This window comes from Natronococcus sp. A-GB7 (genome assembly GCF_029688865.1).
Lineage (GTDB): Archaea > Halobacteriota > Halobacteria > Halobacteriales > Natrialbaceae > Natronococcus.
Map to the genome: position 1 here is coordinate 1 of NZ_JARUKV010000046.1, position 19,700 is coordinate 19,700.

General features: G+C 57.5%; 15 protein-coding genes and 2 pseudogenes. 5 read left to right on the forward strand and 12 right to left on the reverse strand.

The window, feature by feature from the left end:
* Positions 1-769: 769 nt before the first annotated feature.
* From QA609_RS23465 to QA609_RS24705, 8 genes and pseudogenes are all read right to left on the reverse strand, one after another.
* The gene (locus tag QA609_RS23465) at positions 770-1,570 is read right to left on the reverse strand and encodes an NAD(P)/FAD-dependent oxidoreductase (RefSeq protein WP_278305047.1); all 801 of its coding nucleotides are present in this window, start codon (positions 1,568-1,570) and stop codon (positions 770-772) included.
* Positions 1,567-3,645, reverse strand: a complete 2,079-nt coding sequence (locus tag QA609_RS23470) for an ABC transporter ATP-binding protein (protein ID WP_278305048.1) — start codon at positions 3,643-3,645, stop codon at positions 1,567-1,569. Before QA609_RS23470 ends, QA609_RS23465 begins: the two co-directional genes overlap by 4 nt.
* The gene (nikC, locus tag QA609_RS23475) at positions 3,638-4,555 is read right to left on the reverse strand and encodes a nickel transporter permease (protein WP_278305049.1); all 918 of its coding nucleotides are present in this window, start codon (positions 4,553-4,555) and stop codon (positions 3,638-3,640) included. The genes QA609_RS23470 and nikC overlap by 8 nt, the downstream gene beginning before the upstream one ends.
* A complete protein-coding gene (gene nikB, locus QA609_RS23480) occupies positions 4,552-5,493 on the reverse strand; it encodes a nickel ABC transporter permease (protein WP_278305050.1) in 942 nt (313 codons plus the stop codon). The genes nikC and nikB overlap by 4 nt, the downstream gene beginning before the upstream one ends.
* Complete coding sequence (locus QA609_RS23485) at positions 5,493-6,368, reverse strand: class I SAM-dependent methyltransferase (RefSeq protein WP_278305051.1); 876 nt, start codon at positions 6,366-6,368, stop codon at positions 5,493-5,495. Before QA609_RS23485 ends, nikB begins: the two co-directional genes overlap by 1 nt.
* The gene (locus QA609_RS23490) at positions 6,365-7,900 is read right to left on the reverse strand and encodes an ABC transporter substrate-binding protein (RefSeq protein ID WP_278305052.1); all 1,536 of its coding nucleotides are present in this window, start codon (positions 7,898-7,900) and stop codon (positions 6,365-6,367) included. The genes QA609_RS23485 and QA609_RS23490 overlap by 4 nt, the downstream gene beginning before the upstream one ends.
* A gap of 513 nt (positions 7,901-8,413) precedes the next feature.
* Entirely contained in the window at positions 8,414-8,641 is a 228-nt protein-coding gene (locus tag QA609_RS23495; protein WP_278305053.1) for a hypothetical protein, read from the reverse strand.
* Positions 8,642-9,168: 527 nt separating this feature from the next.
* Positions 9,169-9,309 (reverse strand): annotated as a pseudogene (locus QA609_RS24705) (hypothetical protein); the annotation flags it as partial.
* Between the two features lie 349 nt (positions 9,310-9,658).
* On the opposite strand from QA609_RS24705, the gene QA609_RS23505 reads away from it, so the two are divergent.
* Positions 9,659-11,428: a DNA mismatch repair protein gene (locus tag QA609_RS23505; RefSeq protein WP_278305054.1), complete on the forward strand. Its 1,770-nt coding sequence runs from the start codon at positions 9,659-9,661 to the stop codon at positions 11,426-11,428.
* A 208-nt stretch (positions 11,429-11,636) separates the two neighbouring features.
* Positions 11,637-12,893, forward strand: a complete 1,257-nt coding sequence (locus QA609_RS23510) for a transposase (protein ID WP_278305055.1) — start codon at positions 11,637-11,639, stop codon at positions 12,891-12,893.
* Between the two features lie 142 nt (positions 12,894-13,035).
* Here QA609_RS23510 and QA609_RS23515 read toward each other — a convergent pair whose 3' ends face one another.
* Positions 13,036-13,674 (reverse strand): hypothetical protein, encoded by a 639-nt coding sequence (locus QA609_RS23515; protein WP_278305056.1) that lies wholly within the window; start codon positions 13,672-13,674, stop codon positions 13,036-13,038.
* 115 nt (positions 13,675-13,789) lie between these two features.
* On the opposite strand from QA609_RS23515, the gene QA609_RS23520 reads away from it, so the two are divergent.
* The gene (locus tag QA609_RS23520; RefSeq protein WP_278305057.1) at positions 13,790-14,629 is read left to right on the forward strand and encodes a hypothetical protein; all 840 of its coding nucleotides are present in this window, start codon (positions 13,790-13,792) and stop codon (positions 14,627-14,629) included.
* Positions 14,630-14,860: 231 nt separating this feature from the next.
* Here the strand turns inward: QA609_RS23520 and QA609_RS23525 are convergent, their stop codons facing one another.
* Together QA609_RS23525 and QA609_RS23530 are read right to left on the reverse strand one after the other, a co-directional pair.
* A complete protein-coding gene (locus QA609_RS23525) occupies positions 14,861-15,031 on the reverse strand; it encodes a hypothetical protein (protein ID WP_278305058.1) in 171 nt (56 codons plus the stop codon).
* A 452-nt stretch (positions 15,032-15,483) separates the two neighbouring features.
* Positions 15,484-15,861, reverse strand: a complete 378-nt coding sequence (locus QA609_RS23530) for a hypothetical protein (protein WP_343233826.1) — start codon at positions 15,859-15,861, stop codon at positions 15,484-15,486.
* 420 nt (positions 15,862-16,281) lie between these two features.
* Here QA609_RS23530 and QA609_RS23535 point away from each other — a divergent pair, with 420 nt between their 5' ends.
* On the forward strand, positions 16,282-18,432 hold the full coding sequence (locus tag QA609_RS23535) for a hypothetical protein (protein ID WP_278305060.1): 2,151 nt from the start codon (positions 16,282-16,284) through the stop codon (positions 18,430-18,432).
* 565 nt (positions 18,433-18,997) lie between these two features.
* Positions 18,998-19,198: a hypothetical protein gene (locus QA609_RS23540; protein WP_278305061.1), complete on the forward strand. Its 201-nt coding sequence runs from the start codon at positions 18,998-19,000 to the stop codon at positions 19,196-19,198.
* A gap of 153 nt (positions 19,199-19,351) precedes the next feature.
* On the opposite strand, the pseudogene QA609_RS23545 reads toward QA609_RS23540, so the two are convergent.
* A pseudogene (locus QA609_RS23545) lies at positions 19,352-19,700 on the reverse strand (zinc ribbon domain-containing protein); the annotation flags it as partial.

Genomic DNA, 19,700 nt, shown 5'->3' on the forward strand with positions numbered 1-19,700 from the left:
GGTTGTGCTCAAGGACAATCGTAAGCCTCGATGAGTCCTATCCCCGCTGACTACACTCCTTCGCTCCTTTAAGTGGTTCTGGCCACAAGGTAGAGCTATGACGGGAAGTCGTTCTCTCGTGTTTTCAATTCAGTAGCGTAGGCTGTCCTACCTCTCGAAAAAGATCTCATGAGCCACAGGAGGACGACAGCACCGATACTCTCGAGGAGCAAATCCGTATAGAAGGTGTCATAGAACGGTTCGCATATCCCTCTTCGACTACCCGACGAACGGTACGTACAGGTGAAGCAGATATCACTGCCAGCATCCGCGAGCGAAGCCCGCGGAGGCAGCTTTTTAGCGTAGATTTTTGGAGGAGTGGTGAGCGAGAAACGCGAGCGAACCCGACGAAAAAAGGTACGTGTGCGTCTCCCTGTAACAACTACCGGGACTCGAGAGCAATCTCGAAGGTGGGTATTCAGAAGGTACCAGGAGGTCTCGACTCGAGCAGTGATCTCTGCCCGCTTTAGTACCAGCGGCCAAGACATCCAACGCCAGCTCAACGAGACCCAGAGCTACCTCAACGACATCCGCGCATGATCACTCGCCGAGAGCAGATGTCGTAGTGGGGTTGTCTCGAAGCGCAGATGCAGAGACGTATCGGTGGCCCTGGACGAACGCGACAGTTCGATCCGACTCGGCAGCAGTCTTGTCGTTCTGAACCGGCTGCTCGAGCGTAAATGCAAGTGGAACCCTATCGTAGTGCGGTATAGAGAAGCAGTTGACCTGATCACTGCTCGAAGAAGTCTGCCATCACCGCCTCAGCGCGGTCTTTCCGCTGTCGACGTTCGTTCACAGAAATCTCTTCGACGCCCTCTGGGATCTCGCGGTCGTAGCTGTCGTAGTAGCCCTCGGGAACCACCCAGTCGTTGTAGTAGTCGGGGCGAACGTCCCGAATTAGTGTCAAAGCAACATCAGCACCGTTACCAGCGTTGACAATTGCCTGGTGGTTGGTGCTCGTAATTCGGCCGGCAGCGTAGACTCCATCGCAGTCGGTCCGGCCGTCTTCGTCGGTCGGGATAACCATTACCGGCCCGGGTTCCTCGGGTTCACGGGTCACAGACAGGGGCTCGAGGAACTCGGTCCGAGCCCAAGAGGCGACGATTATACGATCGGCCGCAACAGTTCGCTCTTTGGTTTCAAGGACGAACGTGTGGTTGTCGGTCTCACTGTCGGTAGTCGTTTTGCCACCCTCAAGCTCGACTTGGCCACAATCATCGTCGAGCACTCGTAGGGAGGTCACGCCCTCTCGGTGGACATCGCAGCCGACTTCACGAACATGCTCGCGAGCCAACTCGAGAAATTGGGTCGGCTGAATTCCAAGCGGAAAGCCGAGGTAGTTCTCGAGGTGGGCCGACTTCAACAGAGATGCGCGGTTGTGTTCAAACAGGACTGTCCCCAAGTCTGCGCGGGCGGTGAAGACGGCGGCCGAGCAGCCGGCGGGGCCGCCGCCAATGACGGCGACGTCGTACGTCGGATGGCTAAGAGACGATGCGTCAGCGGATCGCGTGGTTGAATTGGCTGTTGTCATTCGTAGTCAAGGGATTGGTAGTTGGCTGGCGGTGCTGGATTGGGATCGGGAACACCGCTAGCGGCGGTCAGAAGCCGTCTTGTATAGGCTGTCTCGGGATCAGTACAGACCACCGCAGCGGAACCGGCCTCGACGACGTGGCCGTCGCGCATGACGGCAATCTGATCGGCGAGGTGGCCGACGACGCCGAGATCGTGGCTCACGAGGACGAACGCACAATCCAGATGGGTCTGTAGACCGACAAGTAGATTGCAGACCTGGGCACGGACGGAGACATCAAGCGCGGCGGTGGGCTCATCGAGGACGACCAGCGCGGGCTCGAGAGCGAGCGCTCGGGCGAGAGCGACCCGCTGGCACTGACCGCCGGAGAGCTGGTCGGGGCGGCGGTCGGCGTGGCGGTTGTCGAGGCCAACGAGGGTGAGCAACTCCCGAATCCGATCCTCGCAACGCGTCGACTCCCAGCCCGCTTCGACAAGCGGTTCTTCGATTGCGGTACGCACCCGCTGACGTGGGTCGAGACTCGACCGTGGATGTTGGAAGAGCCGACCGATCGATACCACCTGTTCACGAGAGCGGTCACCGAGGGCGCCGATCGGCTTACCAGCTAGCTGAATCCTGCCGCTGGTCGGCGTATCGAGTCCGGTGATGAGGTCAATCACAGTCGACTTGCCGGCGCCGCTCTCGCCGACAATCCCGAGAGTTTCTCCCCCGCCGACTGACAGCGAGACGTCGTCAACGGCATCCGTGTAACGATCGGTCCCCCGAAGGCGAGCGAGCCAGGAGTCGTCGATGGGATAGCGCTTCGAGACGTCCTCGAGTTCGAGTAGCGGCTCCCCGTCGGCGGGCAATGACCTATCGGTGGACGGCGACTGCCCGGCATCAGCTGACTGGGATGCTCCAGTGTGGGCGAACGACAGCTCTCCGCCGTCGACGGAGATGGTGCGAGACCGAGAGGCACACGCCGTGTCGTCGTCCAGTGCCGCCCCTCCAGCGATACCAGTTGTAGCGTCTCCGCCGGTGGATGCTGACGCGGGTTCCGGCGCAGCGATCGCGTCCCGCTCACCACAGCTGACGCGGCCGTCGTCGCCGAGATCCATGGTCGGCGGCGCCTTCGACCGGCAGTCGTCGGTAGCGTGGCTACAACGCGACGCGAACGGGCAGCCCGCCGTTTCGGTCGTTGGATCGGGCACCGAGCCGTCGACCGTTGGAAGAGTTTCACCTGGGTCGGCACCGTCGAGTCGGCACGCAAGCAGGGCCGCAGTGTAGGGATGACGGGGAGTCGACAGTACGCGTTCGGCGGGGCCAGCCTCCATCGTCCGGCCGGCGTAGGCGACCACGACGCGATCACAGCGCTCGCCGACAAGTTCTAGGTCATGACTGACAAGCAACGTCGTGAGGTCGCGCTCCGAAACCAGATCGTCGAGCAGGTCGAGGACGTCCATCTGTGTCGTCGCGTCAAGGGCCGTCGTCGGCTCGTCGGCCAGCAACAGGTCGGGGTCGGATGCTAGTGCCAGCGCCAGCGAGACCCGCTGAGCCTCGCCGCCGCTCAGTTCGTGGGGATAACGGTCTAGAAAGTCAGAACCGTCGAGACCAACGTTATCAAGGAGCGCTGCGGCGCGATCCCGCCGATCAGAATCCACGTTGTCACCCACGACGCGCCCTAGACCCAAGTCGAAGCCCGTGACTGACCGGAGTGAGCGCTCGGCAGGCCGATCGGCGAGGCGGAGCACCTCCCGCAAGTGCGAACCCACGGTTCGAGTCGGTGTCAGGGTCGCCGCTGGGTCTTGGAACACCGTCGATATCTGGGTCGCGCGCAGTTGTCGTAGGCGTTCGGCCGGTGCCTCCCGCAGGTTGGTACCGTCGAATGTGACGGTGCCCTCAACCTGTGCATCGTCGCCGTGGAGTCCTGCGATCGCGCGGACGGCAGCAGACTTACCGCAGCCGCTCTCTCCAACGAGACCGACGACCTCGCCGGCCTCGACCGATAGCGAGAGGCCGTCGACGGCCCGGACCGTCCCATCCGAACCTTTGAACTGCACGCAGAGATCCCGAACGTCGAGGAGGGACTCAGTCACGGCGGGCCACCTCGGTTCGGGCGTCGCCGGTCCGATCGGTCGGATCCAGCGCGTCTCGCAGGCCGTCGCCAAGGAGGTTCGAGCCTAGCACCGCAAAGACGATTGCCAGGCCAGGCGCGTTCACCAGCCACGAGGCCTCTCGAAGGTGGTGGCGGCCGGTTGCGAGCATCGTCCCCCACTCGGGGGCTGGCGGCTGGGCGCCCAGCCCCAAGAAGGAGAGGCCGGCTGCGGCGAGGATTACGCCGCCGAGATCGAGCGTTGCGAGGACGACTACCGGTCCGGCGACGTTTGGAAGGACGTGTCGTCGAACCACTCGCCATCGGGAGGCGCCAGTCAGCCGAGAGGCGGCGACGAACGGGCGCTCGCGAACTTCGAGGACGCTCGAGCGGACGACCCTCGCGTATCGAGTCCAGCCGACAACGGCGAGTGCGAGCACAAGGTTGGTCAGGCTCGGCCCTAGGATCCCCGCGACGACAAGTGCGAGAACAATGCCGGGAAAGGCGAGCAGGACGTCGACCACCCGCATCAGCGCCTCGTCAACCCAGCCACCAACGTAGCCAGCGACAAGGCCAACGACTACACCGATCGTTAGCCGGACGACTGTAACGAGAAGGGCGATGCCGAGGGTGAGGCGGGCACCGTAGACCACCCTAGTCGCGACGTCCCGGCCCAGCTGATCGGTTCCGAGCGGATGGGCGAGTGAGGGGGCTTGTAGCTGGTTCTCGAGATGCTGGGTGGTTGGATCATAGGGAGTCACAAAGGGGCCGACGATCGCGAGGACGGCGAGGGCTGTCACGACAACCCCGCCTGCGACGGCCGAGGGATTCCGACAGAGCGCAAGGATTGTCGGATGAGTGAGACACTCCTGGCGAAACGCACGATGAGCCGACCGAAGTCGCGAGGCGCTCATGTGCCACCACCTGCTAGCGAAACGCGCGGATCGAGACGTTGGTACGCGAGGTCTGTCCCGAGATTAACGATGACGAAGCAGGTTCCGACCAACAACGTTACACCCTGAATGACCGGGAAGTCCCGGGCAAAGACGGCATCGACGAGCAGCATTCCAAGACCGGGCCGCTGAAAGACAACCTCGACGACGACTGCGCCACCGAGGACGTAGCCGAGCTGCAGGCCAATCATCGTAACGACCGGCAGCATGGCGGTCCGGAGGGCATGGGCAACGACCAGCGCGCGCTCAGGCAGCCCACGCGCCCGAGCTGCATCAACGTAGGGCTCCTCCAGGGTCTCCAGCAGTGACGAACGGACGAGCCGCGTGAGCACGGCAGCCATTCCAGTTCCGAGCGTGACCGCAGGCAGCACGAGGTGAGCCACAGTGCCCGCCCCATAGACGGGAAAGATACCCAGCCGGAGGGCACCACCGATAATAAGCAGATAGCCCAGCCAGAAGTTCGGCATCGAGACGCCCAGTAGCGCGATCACTTGGCTCACGTAGTCGATCCACGTCCCACGGTAGACGGCACTCACCACACCCGCTGGAATCGCGACGGCAACGGCCACCAAAATTGACGCGCCAGCGAGTTCGATTGTGTTCGGGAGATAGGCGATGAGGAGGTCAAGCACCGCGCCATCGCCGTAGTACGACCGCCCGAGATCGCCCTGGAGGACATCACCTATCCAGTGGAGATACTGTAGTGGGAGCGGCTCGTCAAGTCCCTCTTCGGCGCGGAACGCCTGGACGTCCGCCTCGGAGGGCTGTTGGCCCTGGCGCTCGGCGAGGACGGTCCGGGCCGGATCGCCGGGCGTGAGGTGAACCAGGCCGTAGGTAATCATCGTGACTCCGAAGAGCACGACTGCCGAACTCCCGAAACGACGTAGCAGGTACTGCATCAGTCAGGACCTCCGCTTTCAGTCGCGTCCGACCGGCCGTCGCCCGATGAACCCTCTGCCAGCGATTCGTCGGTCGGATCCCAGACGACAACACCGGCGGGAATCTCGTACTGGTAGCGAACGCCCTCGGCAGTCGGTTCGAGATGGTCATCAAGTCGGTCAGCGAGCGTCGAGATGGTCGCTGGATTGGCCTCGGGAGCGAGTTGGGTAGCTATCGACTGCGAGGAGTCGGCCTCGTAACAGCGGCGGGCACTGTCGACCGTAAGTGATGCCCGTACGCCGGTCTCCCAAAGATAGCTCACGACGTAGAGCGCTCGAGGTGCGGGATCAGGCGGGTCGTCGCCGCAGACGGCAGCGAGCAGTTTTGTGTGAGGGGGAGCAACGCCGGCACTGTCTACGATCACCAGCCGCCGTCGCGTGGCGGCAACCATTGCATCGAGCGCGGCGTCGATCTCGCGCTGGGAATATGTCGTCCAGGCGGCGAGAACAAGGTCGTGAGGCGCAGCGCCGACTGCTGGCCATCGACCTTCACGGCAGGTGACGCCGTCGATGCCTTGGTTTGTGAGACGGGTTTGCAGCCGGTCGAGCATTGAGGGTGCGTAGTCGACGACGGTCATCTGCTCGACCTGAGGTGCGAGACGCATGGTGTATCGGCCTGTCCCGGGGCCAATCTCGAGGGCCGTCCGTGCCTCGGCGGTGGCCTCAGCCACGGCGTCGAACCCCTCTGGCGGCCCGTCGGGAAATCGATCGTCGTAGGCGTCACCGTGGGTTTGCCAGTAGTCGCGATCGGCATCGGGCGCCCACCGATCGATCGCGCCGCTCTCAATGGCCTGCGCCCAGATCGAAGCCATGTCGACCGACGCCGGCATGCTCATTCGCCTCGCTCGAGTTCGGTGAAGTCAGTGTGCTTATCGATCGGATGCAGCTCCGGTGCGGGCAGCGAGGCCCGCCGCGCTAACGTGTACTCGAGGTAGTACAGCGGGATCACGACACCCTGTTCGACGACACGCTCTTGGACCTCGCCGTAGAGATCGGCCTTTTGATCGGCCGACTCGGCCAGGTACCCGCCCTCAATGAGGTCGTCAACCTCACTACCGAGATTCATGATGCCGGTACCTTCTGACTCGTAGAGCTGCTGGTTGTCGCTGCCTTCGGAATGGAAGACAGCGCGGATAAGGTAGTCGGAGGCCGCGGAGTTCGAGCCGAAAGCGACGATCGAGACGTGGGCCTCGCCGTCAGTGAATGTCTCGTAGAACGCCGCAGATTCGACGCTGCGGATTTCGCTCTCGACGTTGATCTCTTCGAACCAGTTCTGGAGGATCTCCGCGACGGCCCGGTCGTCCGGCTCGCTGCCATCGATCAGAATAGTCAGGGTCTCCCCATCATAACTCGACTCAGCGACGAGTTCACGAGCGCGGTCGCGATCCGGCCCCATCCCCGGGAGTTCGTCGTGGGCCGCCCACGGAATCTCCGGTGAAATGGGACCGCGGGCGGGGTCGCCGACGCCCTCCAACACCGTCTCGACGAGCTGTTCCTGGTTGACAGCATAACACAGCGCCCGGCGGAGCATTTCGTCATCTGTCGGTTCCTTGTAGATGTTGACGCCGCCGAAGCAGGTCCGCGGTGTCCGCTGGGTTTCGACCGCCGTCTCGGGATCGTCCTCAAGGCGGCCGACGTCGCTTTGAGGCGGATCAATCGCCAGATCGACGTCGCCGCTCTCTAGGGCCGTCGTCCGGGTTGTTCCGTCGTCGACAACATTGAAAGCGAGGCGCTCCGTGGTCGGCGTACTGTCCCAGTGGTCCTCGTACGGCTCCACTGTTACGTCGTGACCGTCGCGATTGACGAACTGGAATGGACCCGTTCCCAGGACGACGCCTGCGTCTTCATCGGTGTCTGGGTGGATGATACCGAAGTAATCGTGAGAGATTGTCCCTGGAAGGGCCGGGAACGGCTCGGTCGTCTCGAACTCAACAGTGTGGTCGTCGACCGCTGTCACCCCACCGGTGTCGACGTTGATCCAGCCCGTGGCGTCCCAGTGATTGATCAGCGTGTCGAATGTAGAGACCACTGCGTCCGCCGTGAACACAGAGCCGTCGTGGAAGGTGACGTCCTCGCGCAGGTCGAACCGCCAAGTTGACTCGTTCTCGCGCTCCCAGTCGGTTGCTAGCACTGGGGCCGGTTCCATCTCCTGGGTCGTCCCTACGAGTGGTTCGAAGATGTTCGTATAGTAGGGGACAACACCGCCGTAGGGCTGCCACTCACCGTCTTGGCTCGCCTCGGATCGGGCGACCGTGATCGCCTCGGTCCCGTCACCTGACGGGTCGTCGTCACCGAGACAGCCCGCCAAGGCTGCGATACCCGTACCAACGCCGCCCAGCACCGTCCGTCGTGTCGATTGCTGCGCCATAATATTATCTGTATCTCATTGTTTAATAGTTCTTGTTAACTTTAGCCCACCTATTATTACCCAGTCGGTGGTCAGAACCGGACAGTCCACATACGCCATCCAGCATGAGAGCCAACTGTCACCACGTTCACTTGCCAACTGGAGACAAATAAACTTGTATATGATAAAGTTTGGTTGTCTAATGGTCGTAGACGACATCAACGGCATGCTCGCCAGGCAATGTGGGAAGATGGCAGACGCCGTCGAATCAAGCGAATGGACCGAAGCTTGCTGAACACGCTTGGCAGCTACCGTCGGTTGGATTGCTCGAGGCGGGGACGACGCTCGTGTTCCACGCTGGTCGTGCATATTACAAAGCCGTGAGATGAAGGCCCGACGCGACTGGGAACAGCAATACGTCGAAGCCCCCTTTTCTGACTAGCCGTCGAGTGCTGTTCCGGCTTATCGGTTACCGGAGATTTCTTTTGATCTGGTAAGGATTGCTCTGCCGTCGGAGCACGAGCAATTCTCCAGTTACGTTTCCGGGTGGTCGTATCGGTGGAACCGATACTTGCCTGTCCGCATCACCCAGTACCGCTCGTCAAACTCGAGAAGATCGTCATTGCTGACCGCCATCGAGACAAGATCCGGAATATCGGTGTTGATGATGCCGTGATCACGTGCCAGGTCTATGATTTCCTCGAGAGTGGCACCTGGGTTCTCCGCGACAACCTCCAAGAGCCGGTCGTAGTCCTCTGTCATGGATCAGGATATCCGGTACATGGCGATTGCTCCTGATCCGCAGGTAGGACAGGCTTCGGTGTCCTTACTCACGGAGGTTCCGCAGTGACGACATTCGTACACGACTTCTGGCTGCTGTGTCCAGGACAGCAACTGGTCTACTCGTTCAAATAGCATGGAGGGGGAATCACTCTGGGTTTACGACGTCCCGGCATTCGGGGCACTCAGCGTATACTGCTGGTCCTGTCTCTGTTTCGTATTCAACGATCACATTGGTCGTCGTGATCTCGGCTTGGCAGAACGGGCATGTACCGAGAGATGGTGGGTTCGCTGTGGACATGGGTTGGCAGAGGGGAGTGTGGAAAGGAGGGAGCGTGTGTGACTGTGACAGGGTGGTGGTGTGTCCGCTCCCTCTAATACTAGTATCATCCCTGAATCTGTATATAGGCGAGCCAACTACAGTGAAACTGAAACTCGAGATCGAGAGAGTGGGATCGACGGGCGTTCTGCTGGAGAGTTGATTGACCAGCGTCACTGGAGTCGCTATGCCACTCACCAGCCCACTCGAGAAGCGAACGATAGCGATAGGCCTGAGTTCGAAACTCGTCACCGTCGCGGTCGTCCCACTCTGCGTAGGGAACTTCCTCGGGTGTGTCGCGGAGCAGGAGCGTTCCGTCATCGAACTCTAAGTTCCTTCGTGACCAATATGGTCAATCAGTTGGGTTAGCTGTGTTGAAACGGTATCAGAGATCAATCTTCATACTGGTCTGTTCCATCAGAAATGTAAATGGAATCATCCTGCGTATCGGTAGTTTCTCTGCATTAGCTATCCACGGAGAGTCTGCTGAAATGGTGGAATGAGACAGTGCTAACTCCATACGCGTCGAACGACGCAATCTCAATTTCTGTGCGCACGAAAGGATAGTCACGCCGAAGCCTGTCGAGCGGTGGGCCCGGTATGACGGGTCCACAATTCCGTTCGGATCGACTCAATGTTTGGGGCACAGTGTTCAAGATGGTCGGCTCGAACTCAGAAGTATGCGACTTGAGGAGTATTGGGGAGTCGGTCCGAAGACACGGGAGACATTGGTCAAGGAGCTGGGTCAAGAGCAAGCGGTCCAAGCAATTGAGAGCGGGGACATACGGACACTCTCCGACACCGGACTCGCCCGGGGACGGGCGACGCGGATCCTTCGCCGGGCGACCGGTGGCGAGAGAATGGACATCTTGGCCACGAGCGATGCCCGATCTGCGTACAACGAACTGCTAGATCTCGCTGTCAATCACGCCGTCACCCAGCGCGCAGCCGACCGGATCCGGGTGCTTACACCACTCGAGAGCAAGAAGGCAATGGAAGACCGCCTTGATAACGTGCTCGCGGCTCGAGACGCTTGGGAGACGCTCGCCGCCGACGACCGAGAGGTCGTGCTCGCGGCGTTCAACCGCTACGATGACCGCGATGGGAGTGAACTCGCCGCCGTCGAAGCTGCGCTCGCGCTGCTCGAATCCGGTGTAAAGTCCGGTCCCTTCGCGTTGATCGCGGATATCGAGGCCGACGCTCTCGAGGCGGCCGCGACTGCGCTTGCGGCACTCAACAACGGTCGGGTCCGCGAGGGAGCAGACGAGGAACTCGACCGGTTGCGCGACACGCTAGGCACAGTCGAGGACATGGATGCGAACGCGCTCGAACTCATCGATGATCTCCAAGACGGCGGTGTTCAGGACGTCACGGACTTTCGCGAGGCGTTCGAGGCTCGACTCCTCTCGGATACTGATGTCACGGTCGAGCAGGTACGGGAAGCGATACCGACGAACGCGACGGACGCCACAGACTTCGTCGGCGGAACGCTCCGCCGGCTGCGGTCAGACCTCCGAGAGGCCGCCGACGAACGTGAAGAGCGAGTCGCGGAAGAGTTCGAATCGACGCTCTCAGAGCGGGACGAAGCCATCGAACAGGCCGTCAGCGCCGTCGACGAAATCGCGTTCCACCTCTCGCTGGCGCGCTTTGCACTCGCCCACGACTGTACCCGACCGACGTTCCGGGGAGAGGACGGCGCGGCCGTGTCTGTCGTCGCCGCGCGCAACCTTACAGTTGACGCGAGCAGCGAGGACGTTCAGCCGATCACCTACGCGCTGGGCGACCATACCGTTACCGAGGGACCCACAGAGGCTGGCATTCCCGGCCAGCAGCACGTCACCGTCCTCACGGGAGCGAACAGCGGCGGGAAGACAACCCTGCTCGAGACGCTGTGCCAGATCGTCCTGCTGGCGACGATGGGGCTGCCCGTTCCCGCTGAGCAGGCCGAAGTGACACCAATTGACGCGCTGGTCTTTCATCGCCGCCACGCGAGTTTCAATGCAGGCGTCCTCGAGTCGACGCTGCGCTCGATCGTGCCGCCGCTATCGGCCGACGGGAAAACCCTGATGCTGGTCGACGAGTTCGAGGCGATCACCGAACCTGGCAGTGCGGCAGACCTCCTGCACGGACTGGTGACACTGACCGTCGACCGCGAAGCGCTGGGCGTGTTCGTTACCCACCTCGCGGACGACCTCGAGCCCCTGCCGCCCGAGGCCCGCATCGACGGCATCTTCGCAGAGGGACTGAGTCCCGACCTCGAGTTGGTCGTCGACTACCAGCCTCGCTTCGACACCGTGGGGCGGTCGACACCAGAGTTCATCGTCTCGAGGCTCGTCGCAAATGCGAGCGACCGAAGCGAACGCACTGGATTCGAGACGCTGGGAGAGGCCGTCGGAAACGAGGCCGTTCAGCGCACGCTCGCGGACGTTCGCCAGGCCGCTGACAAGTAACGAAGTGGGGTACTTTCTAGTCAGCGATTTTTGCCTCTTCGACAGGCGTGCGGTTATACGTAGAGCAGGCGCAATACCACGGCCTTCAGGCCGTGGATACGCGCCGTCACTCAGTGACCCATTCTACCGACTCCGACAGCCCAGATATTCCACGCTAAACACAGAATCTAATAGACTTTGATCCATAACTAGTTATGAACACAGTACGATGCTGGAGACGACCCGTCCCTACGTCGCACGCATCACGAACCACGAACAGGTTCGTGACGACCTCGACCAGTGCGGGTTCGCAGCATCCAAACTGTGGAACGTCGGACGCTACTACATCCAAGGCCGATGGGACGAAGACGGCGAGATACCCGGCGAAGCCGAACTGAAATCAGAGTTGAAAAACCACGAACGCTATAGTGACCTGCATTCTCAGTCAAGTCAGCGAGTTCTCGAAGAGCTTGCTGAAGCGTTTAACGGCTGGTACAACTCCGACGACGGCAATAACCCACCGGGCTACAGGAAACGTGGCGACCGACACCCATGCTCCACCGTGACGTGGAAACAGAAAGGCATCAAACACGACGATAAACACGGTCAACTCCGCCTCTCGAAAGGTTTCAACCTGAAAGATGGACGGTCTGACTTTATCCTCGCGGAATACGAAACTCGGCCCGACGTACAAGTGGAGAACATCCAGCAGGTGCGTGCCGTCTGGAACGGAGACGAGTGGGAACTCCACCTCGTCTGCAAAAAGGAAATTCCCGTCGAGGACGCTCCCGGTGACAAGACGGCAGGTATCGACCTCGGTATCAGCAACTACCTTGCCATCGACTACGAGGATGGCTCCTCGGAGTTGTATCCGGGGAACACGCTGAAAGAAGACAAGCACTACTTCACTCGAGATGAGTACCAGACCGAAGGCGAGAACGGGCCATCCAAGCGGGCGTTGAAGGCTCGCCGGAAACTCTCTCGACGCAAAGACCACTTCCTCCACACGCTCTCGAAACACATTGTTCAACGGTGTGTCGAAGAAGGCATAGAGGAGATAGCAGTTGGCGACCTCAGCGACATCCGTGAAGACGAGAATGGCGACTCGCGGAACTGGGGTCAGTCTGGGAACAAGAAATTGCACGGATGGGAGTTCGACCGATTCGCCCACCTGCTCGAATACAAGGCCGAGGAATACGGCATCCTCGTTGACCGCGTAGACGAGGAGAACACAAGCAAAACGTGTTCGTGTTGCGGTCAGATTCGGGAGAGTAATCGGGTGGAGCGTGGGCTGTACATCTGTGAATCGTGCGAGACGACGATGAACGCAGATGTGAACGATGCGGTGAACATTCGCAGAAAGATAACTCAGAGTCCTCCAACGGGGGATATGAGTAACGGCTGGTTGGCACAGCCCGGAGTCTTCCTGTTCGACCGCGAGAGCGGACGGTTCACACCGAGAGAACAGGGAGTCTGCAAACCCTAATATCCCAACGCTCGGGATTCCTCCGCCTTCAGGCGGAGGTGGATGTCACTGACTAGACAGTGTCATGAAGTCTTCTCTGATGTCAAAGCTGTGAGTAACGCTGTCTCGCGTTGCAGGTCGTAGACGACGGGCAGCCAGAAGATCAGAAGAGTTCGTCGAGAGGTCGGTCTGCACCAGCTTCGGTCTCGACGTCTTCGTCCGGTTCAATAGGGGGTGCATCGAAGAGCTGGTCGCCACCGCGTTCTCGGACAGCGAGCGCGTCATCAATAATTGCCTCTGTTTCGTCGTCTATTTCTGGGATCTTGAGGGCTTCACTAACATCTTCTGGCAGTTCTGGTCGCGGTGCATCCTGATGACGTTCAATTTTCTCGGTCAAATAGAGATTTTCCTGCAGGGCACGCAGAACCGGAACGTAGCGGAGGTAGCTGTACTCATCTAAGAGGGTGATCCCGTAACCGGTGAACCCCCAGAACTCCCGTGGCTCGTTACGCTCGGTCTCATCTCCACGGTATTTGTACTTCGCCATCACCTGCTTATCTGCAAGCCGGTTAAGATGCTCTCGGATAGTGGAGCGATTCTTGGGCACGAGGTATTCGAGCTCGTCGAGTGTCGCCAGGTACGTTGGATGCCCAAGCACGGCTTGGATGATGTGGTAGCGGGTTTCCTGCGTGAGGAATTGGTGTGCCCGTCGCTGTTTCTCGATCGGCATGACATCGTCACCTCCAAATGGGTCTGCCTCGCCGCCGATCGGATTTCCTGAACCCCACGCACTATTACTCATAGGTGTCTATTCCGTCTCCATTCACGTAACTGTTCGGGACGACCAAGTTGGGAAAACACCATCTTTTCCAACCTGTATATGAACGCTTAAGACGGACACCTCTGTAGACTGTCGTATGAGCGGCCCACGCGTTCCACGCAATTCATATGCCATCTACCGGGCTGTCAACCGTATTTTCGAAGGAATCAGCTCCCCACCACAGGGGGACTACCACGAAGTTGTCCGCTATATGAACGAAGAGCTCCCCCGGTTCGAGCAAGCAAATAGTAGCTACCTGGTTCTTGGAAGCTACCGCGGCGTATACGGACGACGTCTCCGAGAGTTCGCTAACTGCCTCAACATGCCAACGAACGCCGAATCGATCGTCCTCGGGGATACGATCAACCTGGACACCGCAGTAGTCCCCAAATTCGACATCAAGATCAACCTTCTCGGTGAGGCAGCAGATTACATCGCTGGTGTCTATGAGAAAGAAAGCGGTGGTGAGAGTCCGGAACTCGGTTTTGTCAGAGCACTCTTTGTGAATAAGACATTCGTGTTCCCGCGCGACTATACTGGCCTCACCCGCGATAGTCTAAAGACACGAGAAGACGTCATCCAGGCTGCTCTGGCGGTGTACTACGCCGACTTCAATCATATTGATAGTGAGCAGAGCGTTACCGAGAAGAAGAAAGAGGAAATCGCATCACTGCTGACAGTCGCGCAAGAGGAAGGTATCGACATCAGCGAGCGAGAACTCACCGACCTCATCAAAGAGCGTCAAAGCGACATTGATGAGCCGCCCGCCGAATATAGCTGGGTCCATCTGAGCTTCTTCAAACGGTTTGAGGCGATGACCCAGTGCCACCCTTGGACAACGATGACCGAACTGCGAGGTCATGCTGATGAGATGCCGGGGCCAGAACGTCCGCGATGGGAAACTGAATTTGATGCAGGGATGTTCTGCGACGAGTAGCCGAATTCACGGACTACGTACCTTTCTAATCGTGGGAGCGAATGAGCAGGCGTTTATCAATAGGCTCGCGGATTCGTTCTACAGGCGGAGCAGGCCGAGTGCCTCGGGGCTTGAACCCGAGGCGGTTCACGAGAAGGAGTCTATGATTTGCTGCCGGCCAAGGGGTCGAAATCATCCTGACATGTGAGTTCTATCCCGGTGTTAGAAATACGGGATATAGTCGAATTGAGATTATTCGTCTTCGAGAGCGGCATAAATATCGGCATGACGGCGTCCGTCGAGCTTCCCCATTTCAAGAGCTATTTCGTGGCATTCTTCGTCGCTTTCGGCCGACTGATATCGCTCGTACAGCTGGCGAACTTCTTCGTCGACCGCTGTCGAGGAATCAGTATCGGACACCATTTATATTTTGGATAGACTCATCGTGTCCGTTTATCAGTTGTGGCGAGTGCAGTCTCGGAAGTAGATAACCGCTGCTTCAATATCGACTTGAGCTTCATCGGTCGCAAACCGGTGTAGCAATGCACGTACTTCGTCGCCGTACTCGAACGCGTATCCATTGATTAGCTGGATTGAGGCGCTAAGCCCCCTTCTTCAGCGAGCGACCAGCGGGAGCGAGCAGGGAGGGGATACAACGTCTCCAGAAATCTTCGATCTCTGGTGTGCGAACGAGACGCAGCGCGTCTCGTCAACACCGCACGACCCTCAAGGAGCGAACGGCGTCAGCCGTGAGCGAGTAGGGTGGGGTAGTTCACAAGAAGACCTCCAACTATGTTGACCATCTATCGTTTCGCCAAGGCCAAAAATAGATGACTCAGTGGTGCCCAGAGATTACTGACGCGCTTTCTCGACGATTAGACCAGGCCGTTGCCAAGGTCGAGGTTGACGTCAACGGCGCCGCCATCGCCACCGTCACCGGCTTCAGCGGTCTGGGTCACTTCAGCGTTGTTTTGTTGCTCGGCGCTCTGATCGATTCCAACGCTCGCAGAGCCACCATTGTTAGCATCGTTCGAATTATCATCCTTGTGCCTGTCGTCAGACTCGTCGTCGTTAGCACCTATCGTCGGCGCGTTGATAGTGGCTTCCTGCCCAATAGTATTTTCTTGGTTCACATCAGCGACATTGACTGCATCGCCTCCATCGCCACCGTCACCACTGATTTGGATATCTTGAGCCGCGGCTGTTCCAGCGGATCCCATCGTCATGAGACCGCCGATCACTGCGAGAGTCATTGCGAGTGTTAGTGCACGCTTCATCGGTTAGGCGGGCACGTACCATTGTAACGACATGTGGCTGGTAACGAATGAGTGAAAACCTCGAGAATCTGATGAAACTGGCGGATCAGAAGAAATGACTCCGCCCATCAGCTGAAGGGGTGCCTCCCCCTCCCTTCGCTGATGAGTGTTGCACCAGCATCCAACCTACTGTTCACCTACCACCCTTTGTCTAGTGATTTGAGCAGGGGAATATCTCGAGATAACTTCTGCTCTGAGCACGCTATGTACCTCGAGCGTTCGGAAGTTGTCCGAAAGCTCGAGGGCCTACTCCGACGGGATTTGCGCTATAATAGCCGCAGAATATACACTTCACCGGTCACAAATAGGGATGAATCGAGATAAGAGATTTATTCTAGCGGCCCGCTAACAAGAGTGATGGGGTTTTCGAACGACCCATACTCTAGTATAGATGAAAGTGGTCGGCTGAAAGACGTATTATTTGTGCCGATAGAAGGCGGCTACGGAGTCGAGATTTTCGATCGAATCGATCGGCATCAGTATCTTCTTTGGACACCCAACATTGTTTCACCCGAGGAAATAGATAACAGCCAGATTTCATCTTCTGTCGACGCAGCGGTATCGATAACGACGAACGCGATTACGCTTCCAACTGTTGTACCAGTACACGTACGGGACGAAACAGGATCGTTTGTGTCGAGCGTCGAGCAGTCATCATCGAAAACATTTTGCCAAGGAATCTACCATCTCGAACTCTTCGCGCCGATTGAACTATCTCTTCAGGTGGAGAGTGCCATCACTGTCTCTTCGAGTTTGACACAGACTTACATCGATTTTGGTGATGAAACAGAAGTGTTGATCGGAGCGTGTTCAGACCACGAACAGCCGACCGAAACCGTCACAACAACTGACGATCCGCAGGATATGATAGCTACTATTTCAACGTTCGCATCGGCGCTCAAGACACAGAGCCCCGAACGGTCGTTTCCCTCGAACCGAGGTCATCCTCCGGCTGTTAAACTTGGAAAAGAACTGCACATTCCAACTAACATAGAGCATTCGGATCCAGACATCCGACTCGAAATTCCGGCCAATTACCGATCAATTTACGCCGCAGCTCCGCTCGTATACTATCTTGGGGCAGATGCTGTTCCAGCTGAGACGCCAAAGTTAGTCACTGAATCTGGCTTCCAGTATACCCTCGGGACAGGGGGACAATTTGAGAAAGCTGTCGAGAAGATATTGAAACAAGTCTTCTTCCTCGACTGTATCGTCCGAACTGAGGGCGCTCACCCGGTAGATCTCCACGAGCATCAAGCCGTAGAGCCGTATTTCGACTACGACCTTACCTCTCTGTATGACTGTCCACCTGCCGAGCGTCTTGAAGCCTACTTCGACATACCGTTTTCAGTGATCGAGCCACATATCCCAGATTGGATGGTCACTGCTCACGTGGACCCCGAACCTGAACACGTCGAAATACTTCCCTTTATCTCACATCGTCTCGCCGTCGTGCGCACATCCCGTGGTCAGGAAATCTCGCCGCCGAACGAACAAAAAGCACTCATCAACGAATTCCTTCGAAATGGCGATGACACTCAGTATCAGAGTAGGGAAGGGGTTGCAGAGCCGTATATCCAGCCCGAGCTGAACAACTCACTTGAGAATATCTGGATTGGTAATGGGATACCCCTTGGAGCGAACAAGGCGCTACTCGAAGCATATCAGAACCGTCTCGGTCGACGACCGACAGAGGACGATATCGATGTTACTGTTGTATACAATGGTATCGATCTCTCAAGTCCGCTTGTTGATGTTGATTTGAATATGAACCACGAGAGAGATATCGTCGACGAAGTCTACGGGTCCCGTAGCGACTTCCCGTTTGGAATTACCGTTCACCAAAACCTAACCGTTGAAGAATTGCGATCAGTTCTTCAGACACCGACTAATTTCCTCCATTACATTGGTCATATTGACGATGAAGGAATTCAGTGCACAGACGGAGTGCTTGATGCCGCAACACTCGACACTGTCGGCATGGACGCCTTCTTTTTGAACGCTTGTCGATCCTACAGACAGGGGTATCACCTCGTTCAGGCAGGGAGTATCGGTGGAATCGCTACCTTGGGGGACCTGGTCGACAACGAAGCAGTAAAAATGGGGAAAACGGTTGCTCGCCTCCTCAATCGTGGTTTCCCGCTGTATGCCGCTCACGAAATTGCACGTGAAGTCATACTACTTGGTGGGCAATACATTGTCATTGGAGATGGTGGATTTTCAATTGTTCAGGCGGAAAGCAGCGTGGTAAATATGTGTGAAATTAAGTCGGCTGACGACGGCTATGAAGTCAAAATCAAAACCTATCCAACTGGCTCGTATGGGATGGGAACAGTGTTTATCCCCTATATTGAATCAAACAACGAGTACTACTTAATTGGCGGCTCACTTGACACGTTCAACCTCTCTACTGAGGAGGTTCAACAGTTCCTCCTGCTTGAAGATATCCCAATTCAGATAGAAGGAAAACTACGATGGAGTCACGATATCAATATCGAGGATCTGTGATCAGCGGATTGCGCCACCGTTCGCCGCGGCCACACTTCCTGCCTGCGACAGAAACAGACAAACAGTAAACAGCACGCCCATCATTCGTGGGTGGTCTTTGAGGAACTCAACAGCCTGGTTCTTGGGGCAAGTCTTTGCATCGGACATTGCAACTGCGTATGCGATGACTCGGATATTAAAAATATCTAAAACTATCCGAAGAGAGTACAAATACTAAACTGACTTTATATTATGTCATTAACTAGCATAATCAACGTACATAATATACTTTAGTATTAGTGACTGTGAATAAAGCGGATCTCTGATATGGTGCTGAACAAACAGAACGGAAAGACAATGACCTCCTTGACCACCACTTTCGCAGACGTAGCAGATCGAATATCTCACCGTTTGGTCCCAAGGTGGGTTGATTTGGTGGTCTCAGTTCGGACCAGCGGAAGTTGACCCAACCACTTAGTTAGTGATGTAACATGAGAGGCATGGATCTGTGACAATCAGTCACGTTAATTTAATCTCTAAACCATAAACAGATATATTTTTGTTCCCAGACGTCGTACACTTTACGATGGCGACCACCAGTAACTCTGTTGACGGCGTGACTGAGTATTGTGAAACGTGTGATATAAAAACATTACACGAAGTTTCTATCCAGATTCGGACAGAGAGTATTCGCAAGGAAAACGCAGAGTTTTCTCGAGAGCCATACCGAGTCAGCATCTGCCAGCAATGTGGGAATCGCCAAATACAGCGGATGAACAATGCCTGAATTGCCTCGGCGTCAAGTAGTTGGAGACGCGGAGCGTCTCGTCACTGAGCGGGATCTCCGATCCTGCGAGGTCCGCGAACCCAAGGGTTCGCTTGATCACGAGAGAGCGGAGCTCTCTCGAACGACACCGAGGCTTTCGCGTGGACTCCTGTTCTATGCCTCTACAGAGGCAGAGGATACGTATTCTCCGCTCACGTTCAGCGTTCCATGATTCAAGCGCACATCTACGGGTGCGCCTCCGTTGCCTGTGTTTTGTCTGCGACGGAGATACTGCAAACCGATACTCTTCGAAGCGTTGTAGTCTGCGAGGTTCCCGTACCCGCACTTCTGGCACTCGAACGCCTCTCTTGACCGATTGTCGTCGTGAGTAAACCCGCACGTCGGGCATCGCTTCGACGTGTCGCACGGACTTTCCTATACGACTTCAACACCGTGTTCTCTGGCCTTGTATTCTCGAGCTAGCAGAGGGAGCTTCAACTCTATGACGAGCGACACCTCTACG